Origin of the sequence: Flavonifractor sp. An112 (assembly GCF_002161085.1) — a bacterium.
Lineage (GTDB): Bacteria > Bacillota > Clostridia > Oscillospirales > Oscillospiraceae > Flavonifractor > Flavonifractor avicola.
In genome coordinates this window covers 17,117-31,173 of the sequence record NZ_NFLU01000013.1, presented here as the reverse complement: position 1 = coordinate 31,173, position 14,057 = coordinate 17,117, and the positions used below count along the sequence as shown (strand labels likewise).

Here is a 14,057-nt window from a genome sequence, read left to right as displayed (position 1 = left end):
AAAGGAGAGATGGATCATGACCAAAAAGCAAAAGCGGATGCTCATCCGCATTCTGGCCAGCGGGGTGCTGTTTGTTGGGGCTGTACTGCTTCCCCTGTCCGGCTGGGCGGAGCTGGCGGTCTTTCTGGTCCCCTATGCCGTCATCGGCTGGGATGTGCTGTGGCGGGCGGTGCGCAACATCGCCCACGGGCAGGTATTTGACGAGAACTTCCTCATGGCCCTGGCCACCATCGGCGCACTTGCCATCGGCGAATACCCGGAGGCCGTCTTTGTTATGCTGTTCTATCAGGTTGGAGAGTGGTTCCAGAGCTATGCGGTCAACCGGTCCCGCACCTCTATCGCGGCTCTGATGGATATCCGCCCCGACTACGCCAACATCGAGGTGGACAGCCAGCTGCATCAGGTGGACCCGGAGGAAGTATCTGTGGGAGACGCCATTGTGATCAAGGCTGGGGAGCGGATTCCCCTGGACGGCGTGGTGCTGGAGGGAACCTCCACCCTGGACACCGCCGCCCTCACCGGCGAGTCCCTCCCCCGCCAGGTCCAGCCCGGCGACGATGTGGTCTCCGGCTGTGTCAACCTGTCCGGCTTGCTGAAAGTTCAGGTCACCAAGGCTTTTGAGGAGTCCACCGTATCCAAGATCCTGGACCTGGTGGAGAACGCCAGCAGCAAAAAGGCCAAGGCGGAGCACTTCATCACCCGTTTTGCCCGGTACTATACCCCCATTGTGGTGCTGGCTGCCGTGGCTCTGGCCCTCCTGCCTCCCCTCTTCACCCAGGTGAGCTGGCTGGATTCCATTCAGCGGGCGCTCAATTTCCTGGTAGTATCCTGCCCCTGCGCCCTGGTGATCTCGGTGCCGCTCTCCTTCTTCGGCGGCATCGGCGGGGCCTCCCGGGCCGGTATTCTGGTCAAAGGAGGCAACTACCTGGAGGTGCTGGCCAAAACGGAGATCGTGGTCTTTGACAAGACCGGCACCCTGACCCAGGGAGCCTTTAACGTCACCGCTATTCATCCCGATCACTGTGACCAGAGCCAACTACTGGAGCTGGCCGCCCTGGCAGAGGCCTCCTCCGATCACCCCATCTCCCGCTCTCTGCTGGAGGCCTGGGGCCAGCTGCCCGACCGCAGCCGGGTCACTCAGGCGGAAGAGCTGTCCGGCCGGGGCGTCAAGGCTGTGGTGGACGGCAAAGTGATCTGCGCCGGCAACGACAAACTGATGGATGAGATCGGCGTCACCTGGCACCCCTGCCACCATGTGGGCACCACGGTCCATGTGGCCGCCGACGGGGTCTATCTGGGGCACATCGTCATCTCCGACCAGGTAAAGCCGGACGCCCAGCAGGCCATCGCCGCACTGAAGGCGGCAGGGGTGCACAAAACCGTGATGCTCACCGGCGATGCCAAGCAGGTTGGCGAGGCGGTAGCCGCCCAGCTGGGGCTGGATGAGGTCCACACCCAGCTCCTCCCCACTGACAAGGTAGACCGGGTAGAGGGACTGCTGAAAGAGGTGTCCCCCAAGGGGGCCCTGGCCTTCGTGGGAGACGGTATCAACGACGCCCCCGTCCTTTCCCGGGCGGATGTGGGCATTGCCATGGGTGCCCTGGGTTCCGACGCTGCCATCGAGGCGGCAGACATCGTCCTCATGGACGACAAGCCCTCCAAGCTGGCCCAGGCCATTGCCATCGCCCGCCGCACTCTGGCTATTGTCCGTCAGAACATCGTGTTTGCCCTGGGGGTAAAGCTGCTGGTGCTGGTACTCAGTGCCCTGGGCCTGGCCAATCTGTGGGAAGCCGTCTTTGCCGATGTAGGCGTCTCGGTCATCGCCATTCTCAACGCCATGCGGGCCATGCGCACCGCCAAGCAATAAAAAAACGCGAGCCGTAAGGCTCGCGTTTTTTGTGTATTTAACTCAGACGCAGGGTGGATACCTCGTTCAGCACGGTCTGCATGGCGGCCTTGTCATACCCGCCGTTGGAGGCAGTGCGGTCCAGCAGGATTCCGCCGTCCTTGGTGGGAGCCGAGAGGGCACACACCGACAGATAGACTACCTGGGCCCGCAGGAAGGTGCCGCTCTCCAGCATAGTGCGTTCACTCTGACGGATGGCACCCAGCGTTACCCCCGCCTCCATGGCAGTCTGCCAGGTAAAGTCAGGATTGGTGCCAGTCTCGGAATAGCCCAGCGCCCGGAGCACGAAGGTCATATACTCCCCTGCCGTAATGGTGTTGTTGGGGGCAAAGACCAGCTGACCGGCGGCGTTGGTACCAATGCCGGTAGTGTAGCCCTTTTCATAGGCATAGGCCAGATAGCGGTCGGCCCAACTGGGGCTGTCCACAAAGGGATTGGTTGCCGTACTGGACAGGGCGGCCTGTTCCTCCCCCAACAGGCGAATGAACATGACCAGGCCCTCCACCCGGACCGGCTGGCGCTCCAGCTCATAGCCGGAGCCGTAGGTGGCGCCGGTGCCCTTCAGAAGGCCCATCTTAGTCAGGCCGTCAGCCATAGCGTTATAATCTACGTTTCCGCTGGCGGAGAGGGTATAGCTCCCCTCCAGACAGAGGACTGCGGTATCAGAGGTCACAGTCACCGCCACAGCGGCGCTCTCCCCTGCCAGACAGCGGTGGCGGGCAGTCAGCCCACTGCCGGAGGCCACCGTATTGCCTGCCGTTGTATCCACCAGCACACCACCGGAGGCCGTAGCACTTCCTGCCAGCAGCATCACGCCGGAGCCGGAGGTAAGGGTCAGCACATCGCCCTTTTTAAAGCGCAGGTCATTGAGTCCGGACGTTCCGCCTGCTTGGGCCAAATATGCGGAATGCTCGCTGTTGAGCTGGTTCAGCGCCTGATTATAGACAGGTGCCGTCAATTCCTCCACCCGCTGCTCCGCCTGCTTCAGGGCCTCATCGGTAAACGTACCATTTACATAACTTTTGCTCACCAAAGACTGGTCGGCGGCTACCACCGCCCCGCAGCTCACCAGAATCACCCCGGCAAGCAAGATTGCCGCTGCTTTTTTCATGCGTCCTCCGAGATCATATAGCTGAGGGCCAACAGGCTGTCCGCAAAGTGAACATCTTCAATGACCACGCCCGGCGCCTCCACCGTCAGCTCGCTGTTAGTAAAATTCCAGATACCCCGTACACCGGCTCGCACCAGCCGACTGGCGGTGGTATTGGCAACGCTCCGGGGCACGGTCAATACACCGATGCTGGCCGGATGCTCCACCAGATACTCCTCCAGCCGATCCACATGATAAATGGGCACGCCAGAGCGAGTCTGGCCCACGATCTCCGGGGCCACGTCAAAGGCCGCGGCCAGCGCCACACCCGAGCGCTCAAAGTGGAAGTTCTCCATCAGGGCCCGGCCCAGATTGCCCGCGCCCAGAATAACCGCCGTATGTCCCCGGTTCATACCCAGGATATCAGAGATCTCATCCCGCAGTTTCTCCACGTTATAACCATATCCCTGCTGGCCAAATTCCCCAAAGCAGGACAGATCCTGCCGGATCTGGGAGGCTGTCAATCCCATGGAGCGGCCCAGAGCACTGGATGAAATACGCTCCACACCGGCCGTATGCAGGTCCGTCAAATGGCGGTAATACCGGGGCAGCCGCCGAATCACCGCACTGGACACCTTTTGCTTTCTCATGCGCCATCACACTCGTTCCAGAGGATATCTTTCCTATTCAGTTTACTCAAAACCGGCCCCGATGTCAACGCCTCACGGGCAATTCCTCCGTTGACGGCATAGAGTGGAAAGAAAAGGAGGAATGCAACTTGGCCGCAACAGGAACCATTCTGACCCGGGTATTTACGTCCCGGGCCCAGATCCCGGTGGCAGGCGCCACCGTAGCTTTTACCCAGCGGGGCACCGAAGGCCGCCACACCCTGCTGGCCCTGCGGGTCACCGACGCCAATGGCCGCACCACACCGGTTCAGGTAGAAACGCCTGACGCCTCAGCCAGCGAGTCTCCCGGCACCGTCACTCCCTTTGCCGTATGTGATATCTGGGCTGAGTCCCCGGGCTATGAACTGCTGGTGGTGGAGAACGTCCAGATCTTTGCCGGTACCCAGACCTTGCAGGAGCTGGAGCTCATCCCTCTGCCGGAGCAGTCTGCCACTCTGCTGCCGGAGGACCCGGTCAACGTACCGCCTCAGAATCTGTAAAGGAGGGATACCATGCCAGAATCGCTGCCCATTACCCCCTATGTGCCGCAATACATCACCGTTCATCTGGGCCCGCCGGGCTCCAGCGCGGAGAATGTGACGGTATCCTTTCCGGAGTATGTGAAAAACGTGGCCTCCAGCGAGATCTACCCCACCTGGGAGCCCGCCGCCCTCCAGGCCAACATCCTGGCCATCATCTCTTTCGCCCTCAACCGGGTATACACCGAGTTCTACCCAAGCCGGGGCTACCCCTTCAATATCACCTCCTCCACCGCCTACGACCAGAAATTTATCAAGGACCGTAACATCTTTGAAAATATCAGCCAGCTGGTGGATGAGATGTTCAACTCCTACATACGGCGCATCGGCTTTGTAGAGCCTCTGGCCGCCAAATTCTGCAATGGCACCACCGTCACCTGTGACGGGCTGTCCCAGTGGGGCAGCCAGGCCATGGCGGAACAGGGGGCGGACTATATGACCATCCTGCGCTCCTACTACGGCGATAACATTGAGCTGGTGACCAACGCCCCGGTCCAGGGCATCCGCTACTCCTACCCCGGCTATCCTATCCGCCGGGGAGACAGAGGCGAGGCGGTCCAGCGCATCCAGGTCATGCTCAACCGTATCTCCCGGGACTACCCCGCCATTCCCAAGGTCTACCCGGTGGACGGGGTCTTTGGTCCCGCTACCGAGGCGGCGGTCAAGAAATTCCAGTCCATCTTTGACCTGACGCCCGATGGCATCGTGGGCAATTCCACCTGGTACAAGATGGTGTTCCTCTATGTGGGGGTGCTGGATCTGGCAGAGCTCATCAGTCAGGGGCAGACCTATTACCCCGGCAGCGGAAGCCAGCCCTTCCCCAACGTGCTGGCCGAGGGCGCCAGAGGTGATTCTGTACGGACCGTACAATATGTGCTGTCGGTGGTGTCGGAGTTCTACAGCAATATCCCCCGGGTGGCCATCGACGGCATCTACGGTCCCGCCACAAAAAATGCTGTCATCGCAGTGCAGCGCATGGCCGGCCTGCCCCAGGACGGCATCATGGGTCCCCAGACCTGGGCCGCCCTTTACCGGCTGTACGCCGGCATCGTGGACACGGTGGAGACCTACACCAATGTAATCCCGGAGCAATTCCGCCCCGACCTGCCCGAAAGCCAGGCCACCGGCTTGACTCAGTACCCCGGCCAGCCCATGACCCTGGGCTCCGCCGATGAGAGAGGAGTATCCGCATGATTGTGCCTCAAGAGATCCGCCTGATCGGCCAACCGGTCCGCAGCCTGCAAACCATGCTGCGGGAGCTGTCCTTCCTCTACGACTTTCTGCCGCGGCTCACTCCAGATGGGGTCTTTGGGGAGCGCACTCTGGAGGCCGTTATGCTCTTTCAGCGGGAATTTTTCCCGCCGGTGACCGGTCGGGTGGACCAGGCCACCTGGGACGCCATTGCCGCCCTCTACCTCCAAGCCAAGGCCCGGCTGAACGGTCCGCTCCCCTTCCGGGGCTACCCCCAGGGAGATTTCACTGTAAAGCCTGACCAGGACAGCGTCCATCTCTATCTGGTTCAGTCCATGTTCCGAGCCCTGGCCCGGCTGCTGAACGGCATCCAGTCTGCTCCGGTCACCGGCCAGAACGATACCGCCACTCAGCATAATATCCGCTGGGTCCAGCAACTGGACGGCCGGCCCCAGACCGGCGTACTGGATCAGGACAGCTGGAATACCATCAGCCGGCTGTATACTCTGTTCGTTACCTACGGGCAAAAATAAAGGAGAGCTAATATCGCACCTTTTATCCAAAATCGTGTCTGGTTCCACAACCACCGCCTAAATTCTCAATTACACACACGATTTCTTCAATTTTTTGAAAACACTCCGCATCATCCAGGCGATCGTCCCTCAGGATCGCCTGGATTTTTTGTAAGGCCTGATAACACTCCTGTTCTACCAGTGCACTAATGTCACATTTTAGCTCTGGAAAGGATATGCACACGGTCGTATTCTGTAGGATGTGAGCCAATATTTCCTGATATAGTTCCATCACGTCCTCCTTTTAGTACTTATAAGTACTGTATCAAACATTCTAATGAGAACCTGTTGTATTGTCAATAGTATTCATAAGTACTATTACAAGGAGGCAGAGCAATGTATTTTCAGCGGCTGCGTGATCTGCGGGAGGACAGGGATTTGTATCAAAAGGATATTGCCGAGGTGCTGGGCATCAGCCAGACAGTGTACTCCCGCTATGAGCGTGGTTTTCAGACTATCCCGGTGGTTCATTTGATGGCGCTGGCCGACTTCTATCACACCTCCACCGACTATATTCTGGGCCGCACCAACATCAGCAGCCCTTACGAACGCGCAAAATAAGAAACCGGGTCCTGCCGTCCATGGCGGCAGGACCCGGTTTTGTAATCATTACATCTTATCAGGTCTCGTGGTCCACTGTCTTCATCTGTTTCAGATTGCCGATCTTATGGCTGCGGCGCTCCAATTCGGCCAGCACCGCATCCAGGGGGATGTTCTGGTCGGCCATCATCACCATCAGGTGGTAGATGAGGTCGGAGATCTCCCCCACCGTCTCCTCCTGCTTGCCGTTCTTGGCAGCGATGATGGTCTCGGAGCACTCCTCCCCCACCTTCTTCAGAATTTTGTCCAGGCCCTTATCAAACAGGTAGCAGGTGTAGGACCCCTCCTGGGGATCGCTCTTGCGGCCCAGCACCACCTGGTACAGGTCCTGTAAAATGGTATCGCTCATGGTGTTTCCTCCCAAATCGTGTTAAAAAAGCAGCTGCGTGCTCCGGTATGGCAGGTGGGGCCCTCCGGGGTGCAGAGATAGAGCAGGGTGTCGGTGTCACAGTCGGTAACCATCTTCTTCACATGGAGGAAGTGGCCCGAACTCTCGCCCTTGTTCCACAGTTTCTGGCGGCTGCGGGACCAGAACCACGCGGTTTTGGTCTTTAAGGTCAACTCTACCGCCTCTTTGTTGGTAAAGCCCAGCATCAAAATATCTTTGGTATCCGCGTCCTGGATGATGACGGGGATCAAATCGGATTTCTGAAACAAAAGGTCCAGATCCAGCATACTATCACCTCAAAACTCCCAGGGCGGCTTCTCCTCTTTCCAGTCCCAGGGATCTTCTCCTCCCCGCCGGTCCCGGCGGGCGGTCAGCTTGGTCTGCCCCGCCGATGTGCGAGACGCCGGTCGGCTGGTGGCCGGTCTTTGTTTGACCGGTTTCCGCATCTGGTTCCCGCCCGGCAATCGCTTTCCAGTCAACTGATTGACATTGTTTTCTCCGATCAGATCGGACACCAGATCAAAAATATTATCCAGCATACCATCTTCCCCCTTGTGTGAGTTATCGCACCGGGATCTGTCTGGTTTCAAGATACTCCTTTACCTGGGGCACTGTCAACTCCCCAAAATGGAATAAAGAGGCTGCCAGGGCCGCGTCGCACCCGGTCTCTTCAAATACCTCCGCAAAATGGGCCAGGCTACCGCAGCCACCGGAGGCAATGACGGGGATGGATACCGCATTGGTGACCGCTTTTGTCATGGCCAGATCAAAACCAGCCTTGGTTCCATCTGCGTCCATGGAGGTGAGCAAAATCTCTCCCGCTCCCAGGGCCTCGCCCTTCTTCACCCATTCGATGAGGTCCATGCCGGTGGGCTTGCGGCCTCCGGCCACCACCACCTCCCAGGTGCCGTCTCCCCGGGACCGGGCGTCCACCGCCAGCACCACGCACTGGGAACCGAACCGCTCCGCCGCTTCGGAAATCAGTTCAGGCCGGGCCACGGCGGCGGAGTTGACAGAGATCTTGTCCGCCCCTGCCCGCAGCAGCCGCTGGAAGTCCTCCAGAGTACGGATGCCACCCCCCACGGTTAGTGGGACAAAGACCTGAGCGGCGGTGCGTTCTACCACGTCGGCCACGGTATCCCGGGCATCACTGGTGGCGGTGATGTCAAGAAAGACGATCTCATCAGCTCCCTGATCGGAATAGTATTTGGCCAGCTCCACCGGGTCGCCGGCGTCTCGGATATTGACGAAGTTGACCCCCTTCACCACACGGCCGTCCCGCACATCCAGGCAGGGAATGATTCGTTTGGCTAACACTGCTCCCCCGCCTCCTTTACCGCTTGTGCCAGGTCCACCGTTCCGGCGTAGTAGGCCTTGCCGATGATGGCTCCGTACAACTCCATGCCGTTCAGCTTGGACAGGTCTCCGTTGGAGGATACCCCGCCGGAGGCCACGATCTGACAGCTTACCGCCGCTTGCAGCGCAGCCAGCCGGTCAAAAGAAGGGCCGGACAACATCCCGTCGGTGGCGATATCTGTAAAGATAATCGTCCTTACACCTATCGCCTCCATGGACTTGGCGAAGTCCAGGTAGTTGAGGCCGGAGGACTGCTCCCATCCGGCGGTCTTGACGATGCCGTCCATAGCATCAATGCCCACGGCAATGCGCTCGCCATACTTGGCAACCGCCTCTTTTACAAACTCCGGATGGCTGACGGCGGCGGAGCCGATCACGCACCGCCAAACTCCCAGGGCAAAGACCTCCTCCAGGTCGGCCATAGAGCGGATACCGCCCCCCAGCTCCACCTCCAGGCCAGAGTTCTGGGCCACCGCCTGCACGATGGCGCCGTTCTGCCGGGCTCCACTGCGGGCTCCGTCCAGGTCCACCATATGGATATGGCGGGCCCCGGCGTCATAAAAGGCCTTTGCAGTCGCCAGCGGATCATCCGCCACCTGGTGAGCCGTTGCGAAATCTCCTTTGTAAAGGCGGACAGCCTTACCATCTTTCAAGTCAATGGCGGGAAATAAGATCATCTGTTCAGCCCTCCGAAGTTTTTCAGAATCTGCAAGCCCACCTCGCCGCTCTTCTCCGGGTGGAACTGGCAGCCGTACACGTTGCCCTTCTGCACCGCCGCCACCACCGGGATACCGTAGTCGGTCTGGGCGATAACGGTGGCCGGGTCAGCGGCCACGCCACAGAAGGAGTGGACAAAGTAGACGTAGCTACCCTCCTCCACCCCAGCAAACAGCGGAGACGGGTTGGGGTAGCTCAGGCTGTTCCAGCCGATGTGGGGCAGCTTAAGATTGGTCTCAATCTTACGGACACAGCCAGGTACAAGTCCAAGTCCTTTACACTCCCGCACCTCTTCACCCCGGTCGAAGAGCAGCTGCATTCCCAGGCAAATGCCCAGGATGGGTTTGCGTTCTGCCTGGGCCACCAGCACCTGGTCCAGACCGGTCCCCCGCAGCTTATCCGCCGCGTCGGGGAAGGCTCCCACACCAGGCAGGATGATGGCGTCGGCCAGCTCCAGCTCCTTTGGATTGCTGGTGATACAGGTTTTCAGGCCCAGGTAGTCCATGGCGTTAGTTACGCTCTTCAAATTACCCACGCCGTAATCCACGATAGCGGTATAACCCATCACAGCACCCCCTTGGTGGAGGTGACCCCGGTACCGGTAATCTGCACGGCCTCCTTGACCGCCACACCCAGGGACTTGAACAGGGCCTCAGTAATGTGGTGGGCGTTCTTTCCGTAGTAGCACTTCATATGTAAAGTTAATCCACTGTTCACCGCGAAGGCCCTCATAAACTCCTCGGTAAGACAGGAGTCATAGGCCCCGATCATGGGTTGAGGCATCTCGGCGTCAAACACCAGAAAGGGCCGGTTGGAGAAATCCAGGGCGGTGAAGCACAGGGCCTCATCCATGGGGATGAAGGCAGAGGCAAACCGTCGGATGCCCTTCCGGTCCCCCAATGCCTCCTTCATAGCCTGGCCCAGCACGATGCCTACATCCTCCACGGTGTGGTGCCCGTCCACCTCCAGATCGCCCTGGACATAGAGTTCCAGGCCCAGCCCACCATAGAAGGCGAAAGCCGTCAGCATATGATCGAAAAAGCCGATGCCGGTGTGGACGTCCACCCCTCCTCCCTCCAGAGAGAGGGTTAGACGGATATCGGTCTCCTTGGTGGTGCGGGTCAGTTGGGCTGTTCTCATGGTCATTCTCCTTTACTCAAACCGCACCCTGATGGAATTGGCGTGGGCGGTGAGATGCTCCGCATTGGCCAGGGTGATGATCTGCTCCTTAATGGGACCCAAGCTGGCCTCGTCATATTGGATGACACTCATAGTCTTGAGGAAGCTGTCCACGCTGAGGGGCGAGAAGAACCGGGCGGTACCGCTGGTGGGCAGCACATGGTCGGGTCCGGCCAGATAGTCCCCCAGAGGTTCCGGGGACCAGGCGCCCAGGAACACCGCACCGGCGTTCTTGATAGAGGGCAGCAGGGCCCGGGGGTCCTCGGTGACGATCTCCAAGTGCTCCGGGGCTACCTCGTTGGCCAAGGCGACGCAGTCAGCCAGACTATCGCACACGATGGCGCAGCCAAAGTCCCGCAGGGAGCACTCCATGATCTCAGAACGGTCCAGATAGCCAGTCTGGCGGATAATTTCAGCGTCCACCGCCTGGGCCAGTTCCATGGAATCGGTGAGCAGCACGGCGGAGGCCAGCTTGTCGTGCTCCGCCTGGCTCAGCAGGTCGGCGGCTACAAATTTGGGGTTGGCCTTGCCATCTGCGATAATCAATATCTCGGAAGGCCCTGCCACCATGTCGATGTCCAGCTTGCCGTAGGCCTGCCGCTTGGCGGAGGCCACAAAGGCGTTGCCGGGGCCTACCAGCTTATCCACCCGGGGGATGAAGCCCGCGCCATAGGTCAGAGCCGCCACCGCCTGGGCGCCGCCTACGGCGATGACCCGGTCCACCCCGGCGATCTTGGCGGCAGCCAGCACCGCGTCGTTCAGGTTCTCGGTGGGGGGCGTCACCATGACGATCTCCTCCACCCCGGCCACCTTGGCAGGCACCGCATTCATCATCACACTGCTGGGATAGGCTGCCGTGCCGCCGGGCACATAGATTCCCACCCGGGTCAGGCCACGGACCACCCGGCCCACCACGCCCCCGTCAGGGGAAGTCCACTCCATGGTATGGGTAAGCAGCTTCTCATTGTAATCCTTGATGTTGGCCGCCGCCCGCTCCAGGGCGGAAATCAGGTCCGCCGGGCAGCGGTCATAGGCCGCCTGGAGCTCCTCCTGGGAGATCTCACGGGGTTCAGCCTTATCAAAGCGGAGAGAATAGTCCCGCACCGCTTCAAAACCCTTCTCCCGGACCGTCTCCATGATCTCGGCTGCCGCCGCGTCAATGGCCTGGTTTGCCTGGGCCGCTCGGGCCTTCATGGCGCTGATAACCGCTTTTTCGGCCGCGCCGTCTGCTTTTACGATCTGAATCATGTCCGCTTCTCCAATTCTCCCTCACAACGGGCGATAAAGTCTTCAATCTGATTCTTGTACAGCTTCATGCTGGCGGTATTCACGATAAGCCGGGCAGACACCGGCGCCACATCCTCGATGGGAACCAGGCCGTTGGCCTTCAGAGTGGCTCCCGTCTCCACGATATCCACGATGGCGTCGGCCAGGCCCAGAATGGGGGCCAGCTCCACGCTGCCCTCGATCTTGATGATATCCACGTCCATACCCTTGCCTGCAAAGAAGGCACGGGTCACCTCCGGGTACTTGGAGGCGATGCGCCGGGTCTTGTAGGTACCATAGAAGTCGCTCCCCGCCTTGACGGCCAGGGCGAACCGGCATTTGCCGAAGCCCAGGTCCAGCACTTCGTAGAAGGAGCCTCCCTTCTCCAGGATGGTGTCCTTCCCTACGATGCCCAGGTCGCACACCCCATGCTCCACATAGGTGATGACGTCGGGTGCCTTGGCCAGCACCGCGTCCAGGGGGTAGTTGGGCACACAGTGGACCAGACGGCGGCCCGGGTCCTTGATGGGGGAGCAATCCAGCCCGGCCCCCTCAAAGAGCTCCATGCTCTTGTCCAGCAGCCGCCCCTTGGTAATGGCGATCTTCAGCCGCTCACTCATACCCGCACCGTCCTTTCTCCGTCCTTATCCAAAACCAGCACCATCTCCGCGCCCTTGTCCCGGGCCAGATTCAGGCTGGACTCCAAAGTCCGGCAGGGGGACAGCTCACAGGTACCGGCAGGGCGGCCATCCACCGCCTCCAGGGCCTGGGCCAGATAGCCCGGCTCATAGTGGACCACGGTGCGCAGCACCGGCAGCACCATCTCAGGCAGGGTGCGGGCCACCGCGTCCACATCCACGGCAAAGCCGGTGGCCTGGGCCTCCCGGCCAAAGATACCCACCAGGTTATCGTACCGACCGCCGGAGAGGACGGCGTCTCCCGCGCCCTCCACATAGCCCCGGAAGACTACGCCGGTGTAATAGTCGATCTGGTGGACCATGCCCAGATCGAAGCGGATATAGGGGCCGTAGCCCGCGGCGGACAGCTCGTCATACAGCTCGGACAGGTAGTCCACCGCCGGGGTCTTCCCCGCCAGCTTCTCTGCTTGACCCAGCACCTCCACCCCGCCAAAGAGGCGGCTGAGCTGTTCCAGGGCGGCACAGGCCGGGTTGCCCCGGTAAGGTTCCAGGAAATCCTTCAGGGCCGCGAAGTTCTTGCCCTCGATGAGGGCCCGGATCTCCTCCACGGCGGAATTCTCCAATTCCAGCCGACCGGCCAGCTCCCGGAAGTACCCGGCGTGACCCAGCTCAACATGGAACTTGGGGGCTCCGCAGCACCGCAGGGCATCAATGGCGGTAACAATGATCTCCACGTCCGCCTTCTTCCCTTTTGCACCGATGAGCTCCACCCCGCACTGGGGAATCTCCCGGCTGCCGCCGTTGTGGGCGGGGTTGGCGCGATACACTGTCTGATCGTAGTACAGACGCTGAGGCATGGCCACCGCCTTCAGTTTGGTGGCCGCTACCCGGGCAATGGGGGTGGTGGAGTCGGGCCGCATGACGCAGAACTTACCGCTGGGGTCCCCTACTTTGATCATGCGCTCCTGGGGAATAGCGCTGCCCGACCGGGCAAAGAGATCATAGAACTCGGTCTCCGGGGTGGAGACCTCCAGAAACCCCCGCTGACGGAACAGGCGGGTTAGCTTAGCCTGGACCTGCCGCCGCTCCTGACACTCGGCAAACAGCCGGTCCCGGGTTCCTTCGGGGGTGTTGATGTTGAATTTCATGGGATCACGCCCTTTGCTTTATCACTTTACCACGCTAATATACTATAGCATCCCAATTTTGTCAAGTGCGAACCGAATAAAATACGGGCAGCCCCCTGGGGGCTGCCCGCTGCAATCGCTTAAAGAACCAGACTGGGGGCTCTGTAGACCCGGGCAGCCATTTCACTGTTAAGCATATACAGGCCCTTGGCGTCATCTCCAAAGAGCTTCATTTTTTTGATCATGTCCTCCGCGTTCTTTTCCTCCTCGCCCTGCTCCTTGACAAACCAGTCCAGGAACTGCGTGGTGCGGAAATCCTTGGCGGCCTGAGCAGCCTCATAAATATTGTGGATCAGGCCGGTAACGTAGCGCTCATGCTCCAGGCCGAACTCCAACACCTCCAGCTTGTCCTTGAACTCCTTGTCCGGCTTCTGGATGGTGTCCAGAGTGGCCTTGCAGCCGTTGTTCTGCAGGTATTGGAGGAAGAGCATGGCGTGGTCCCGCTCCTCCTGGGCCTGTACCTTGTACCAGTTGGAGAAACCGTCCAGTCCGATCTCATCATAGTAGATGGAAAAGTCCAGATAGAGGTAGGCGGAGTAGAACTCCTTATTCACCTGTACATTCAGCAGCTCAGCAACCTTTTGATCCAACATGGTCACACACCTCATTTATGTAATAGGATGGGTTTATGGTACCATTTTCCCAGACAAAATACAAGCCCGCAAAGGGGGACGGTATGCCTTTCCTTAAAATCCGTCAAACAGCGTGATCTGACTGGTATCGGGCATACCCACAAGAGGCAAGCCTCTTGTGGGGTCCC

Annotated in this window: 19 protein-coding genes; 5 read left to right on the top strand and 14 right to left on the bottom strand. The window is 59.8% G+C overall.

What is annotated here, in order from left to right:
* The first annotated feature begins 16 nt into the window (after positions 1-16).
* On the top strand, positions 17-1,867 hold the full coding sequence (locus B5E56_RS11535; RefSeq protein ID WP_087390242.1) for a heavy metal translocating P-type ATPase: 1,851 nt from the start codon (positions 17-19) through the stop codon (positions 1,865-1,867).
* A gap of 37 nt (positions 1,868-1,904) precedes the next feature.
* Here the strand turns inward: B5E56_RS11535 and B5E56_RS11530 are convergent, their stop codons facing one another.
* A complete protein-coding gene (locus B5E56_RS11530; RefSeq protein WP_087390239.1) occupies positions 1,905-3,017 on the bottom strand; it encodes an S-layer homology domain-containing protein in 1,113 nt (370 codons plus the stop codon).
* Positions 3,014-3,646, bottom strand: coding sequence for a redox-sensing transcriptional repressor Rex (locus B5E56_RS11525; protein WP_087188013.1), 633 nt, complete (start codon positions 3,644-3,646; stop codon positions 3,014-3,016). The genes B5E56_RS11530 and B5E56_RS11525 overlap by 4 nt, the downstream gene beginning before the upstream one ends.
* Positions 3,647-3,774: 128 nt before the next feature.
* Here B5E56_RS11525 and B5E56_RS11520 point away from each other — a divergent pair, with 128 nt between their 5' ends.
* The 3 genes from B5E56_RS11520 to B5E56_RS11510 are packed head-to-tail and all read left to right on the top strand — an operon-like array spanning position 3,775 to position 5,927.
* Positions 3,775-4,164, top strand: a complete 390-nt coding sequence (locus B5E56_RS11520; protein ID WP_087188012.1) for a spore cortex-lytic protein — start codon at positions 3,775-3,777, stop codon at positions 4,162-4,164.
* A gap of 12 nt (positions 4,165-4,176) precedes the next feature.
* Positions 4,177-5,397 carry a peptidoglycan-binding protein gene (locus B5E56_RS11515; protein WP_087390236.1) on the top strand — a complete coding sequence of 407 codons (1,221 nt, stop codon included), beginning with the start codon at positions 4,177-4,179 and terminating at the stop codon, positions 5,395-5,397.
* On the top strand, positions 5,394-5,927 hold the full coding sequence (locus B5E56_RS11510; RefSeq protein ID WP_242958955.1) for a peptidoglycan-binding domain-containing protein: 534 nt from the start codon (positions 5,394-5,396) through the stop codon (positions 5,925-5,927). Before B5E56_RS11515 ends, B5E56_RS11510 begins: the two co-directional genes overlap by 4 nt.
* Positions 5,928-5,949: 22 nt before the next feature.
* On the opposite strand, the gene B5E56_RS11505 is transcribed toward B5E56_RS11510, so the two are convergent.
* A complete protein-coding gene (locus tag B5E56_RS11505) occupies positions 5,950-6,198 on the bottom strand; it encodes a hypothetical protein (RefSeq protein WP_087390232.1) in 249 nt (82 codons plus the stop codon).
* A 104-nt stretch (positions 6,199-6,302) separates the two neighbouring features.
* Between B5E56_RS11505 and B5E56_RS11500 the strand changes: the two genes are divergently transcribed.
* On the top strand, positions 6,303-6,527 hold the full coding sequence (locus B5E56_RS11500) for a helix-turn-helix domain-containing protein (protein ID WP_087390229.1): 225 nt from the start codon (positions 6,303-6,305) through the stop codon (positions 6,525-6,527).
* Between the two features lie 58 nt (positions 6,528-6,585).
* On the opposite strand, the gene hisE is transcribed toward B5E56_RS11500, so the two are convergent.
* The 11 genes from hisE to B5E56_RS11445 all read right to left on the bottom strand — a co-directional run bounded on the left by hisE (position 6,586) and on the right by B5E56_RS11445 (position 13,890).
* Positions 6,586-6,915 (bottom strand): phosphoribosyl-ATP diphosphatase, encoded by a 330-nt coding sequence (gene hisE / locus B5E56_RS11495; protein WP_087188008.1) that lies wholly within the window; start codon positions 6,913-6,915, stop codon positions 6,586-6,588.
* Positions 6,912-7,241: a phosphoribosyl-AMP cyclohydrolase gene (hisI, locus tag B5E56_RS11490; RefSeq protein WP_087330507.1), complete on the bottom strand. Its 330-nt coding sequence runs from the start codon at positions 7,239-7,241 to the stop codon at positions 6,912-6,914. The genes hisE and hisI overlap by 4 nt, the downstream gene beginning before the upstream one ends.
* Positions 7,242-7,250: 9 nt before the next feature.
* A complete protein-coding gene (locus tag B5E56_RS11485) occupies positions 7,251-7,493 on the bottom strand; it encodes a hypothetical protein (protein ID WP_087188006.1) in 243 nt (80 codons plus the stop codon).
* Positions 7,494-7,515: 22 nt separating this feature from the next.
* Positions 7,516-8,271, bottom strand: a complete 756-nt coding sequence (gene hisF, locus B5E56_RS11480; protein WP_087188005.1) for an imidazole glycerol phosphate synthase subunit HisF — start codon at positions 8,269-8,271, stop codon at positions 7,516-7,518.
* Entirely contained in the window at positions 8,265-8,987 is a 723-nt protein-coding gene (gene hisA / locus B5E56_RS11475) for a 1-(5-phosphoribosyl)-5-[(5-phosphoribosylamino)methylideneamino]imidazole-4-carboxamide isomerase (RefSeq protein ID WP_087390226.1), read from the bottom strand. Before hisA ends, hisF begins: the two co-directional genes overlap by 7 nt.
* On the bottom strand, positions 8,984-9,592 hold the full coding sequence (gene hisH, locus B5E56_RS11470) for an imidazole glycerol phosphate synthase subunit HisH (RefSeq protein WP_087390224.1): 609 nt from the start codon (positions 9,590-9,592) through the stop codon (positions 8,984-8,986). The genes hisA and hisH overlap by 4 nt, the downstream gene beginning before the upstream one ends.
* A complete protein-coding gene (gene hisB / locus B5E56_RS11465; RefSeq protein ID WP_087390222.1) occupies positions 9,592-10,167 on the bottom strand; it encodes an imidazoleglycerol-phosphate dehydratase HisB in 576 nt (191 codons plus the stop codon). The genes hisH and hisB overlap by 1 nt, the downstream gene beginning before the upstream one ends.
* Before the next feature lie 12 nt (positions 10,168-10,179).
* Positions 10,180-11,454 carry a histidinol dehydrogenase gene (hisD, locus tag B5E56_RS11460; RefSeq protein ID WP_087390220.1) on the bottom strand — a complete coding sequence of 425 codons (1,275 nt, stop codon included), beginning with the start codon at positions 11,452-11,454 and terminating at the stop codon, positions 10,180-10,182.
* Positions 11,451-12,092, bottom strand: coding sequence for an ATP phosphoribosyltransferase (gene hisG, locus B5E56_RS11455; RefSeq protein ID WP_087188000.1), 642 nt, complete (start codon positions 12,090-12,092; stop codon positions 11,451-11,453). Before hisG ends, hisD begins: the two co-directional genes overlap by 4 nt.
* A complete protein-coding gene (gene hisZ, locus B5E56_RS11450) occupies positions 12,089-13,258 on the bottom strand; it encodes an ATP phosphoribosyltransferase regulatory subunit (RefSeq protein ID WP_087187999.1) in 1,170 nt (389 codons plus the stop codon). Before hisZ ends, hisG begins: the two co-directional genes overlap by 4 nt.
* Positions 13,259-13,377: 119 nt before the next feature.
* On the bottom strand, positions 13,378-13,890 hold the full coding sequence (locus tag B5E56_RS11445; protein ID WP_087390217.1) for a ferritin: 513 nt from the start codon (positions 13,888-13,890) through the stop codon (positions 13,378-13,380).
* Positions 13,891-14,057: the final 167 nt, after the last annotated feature.

Bases quoted from the DNA above. Each gene is read 5' to 3' on its own strand.
- B5E56_RS11535 (WP_087390242.1), top strand. From the start codon at position 17: ATGACCAAAAAGCAAAAGCGGATGCTCATCCGCATTCTGGCCAGCGGG.
- B5E56_RS11530 (WP_087390239.1), bottom strand. From the start codon at position 3,017: ATGAAAAAAGCAGCGGCAATCTTGCTTGCCGGGGTGATTCTGGTGAGC.
- B5E56_RS11525 (WP_087188013.1), bottom strand. From the start codon at position 3,646: ATGAGAAAGCAAAAGGTGTCCAGTGCGGTGATTCGGCGGCTGCCCCGG.
- B5E56_RS11515 (WP_087390236.1), top strand. From the start codon at position 4,177: ATGCCAGAATCGCTGCCCATTACCCCCTATGTGCCGCAATACATCACC.
- B5E56_RS11510 (WP_242958955.1), top strand. From the start codon at position 5,394: ATGATTGTGCCTCAAGAGATCCGCCTGATCGGCCAACCGGTCCGCAGC.
- B5E56_RS11505 (WP_087390232.1), bottom strand. From the start codon at position 6,198: ATGGAACTATATCAGGAAATATTGGCTCACATCCTACAGAATACGACC.
- B5E56_RS11500 (WP_087390229.1), top strand. From the start codon at position 6,303: ATGTATTTTCAGCGGCTGCGTGATCTGCGGGAGGACAGGGATTTGTAT.
- hisE (WP_087188008.1), bottom strand. From the start codon at position 6,915: ATGAGCGATACCATTTTACAGGACCTGTACCAGGTGGTGCTGGGCCGC.
- hisI (WP_087330507.1), bottom strand. From the start codon at position 7,241: ATGCTGGATCTGGACCTTTTGTTTCAGAAATCCGATTTGATCCCCGTC.
- B5E56_RS11485 (WP_087188006.1), bottom strand. From the start codon at position 7,493: ATGCTGGATAATATTTTTGATCTGGTGTCCGATCTGATCGGAGAAAAC.
- hisA (WP_087390226.1), bottom strand. From the start codon at position 8,987: ATGATCTTATTTCCCGCCATTGACTTGAAAGATGGTAAGGCTGTCCGC.
- hisH (WP_087390224.1), bottom strand. From the start codon at position 9,592: ATGGGTTATACCGCTATCGTGGATTACGGCGTGGGTAATTTGAAGAGC.
- hisB (WP_087390222.1), bottom strand. From the start codon at position 10,167: ATGAGAACAGCCCAACTGACCCGCACCACCAAGGAGACCGATATCCGT.
- hisD (WP_087390220.1), bottom strand. From the start codon at position 11,454: ATGATTCAGATCGTAAAAGCAGACGGCGCGGCCGAAAAAGCGGTTATC.
- hisG (WP_087188000.1), bottom strand. From the start codon at position 12,092: ATGAGTGAGCGGCTGAAGATCGCCATTACCAAGGGGCGGCTGCTGGAC.
- hisZ (WP_087187999.1), bottom strand. From the start codon at position 13,258: ATGAAATTCAACATCAACACCCCCGAAGGAACCCGGGACCGGCTGTTT.
- B5E56_RS11445 (WP_087390217.1), bottom strand. From the start codon at position 13,890: ATGTTGGATCAAAAGGTTGCTGAGCTGCTGAATGTACAGGTGAATAAG.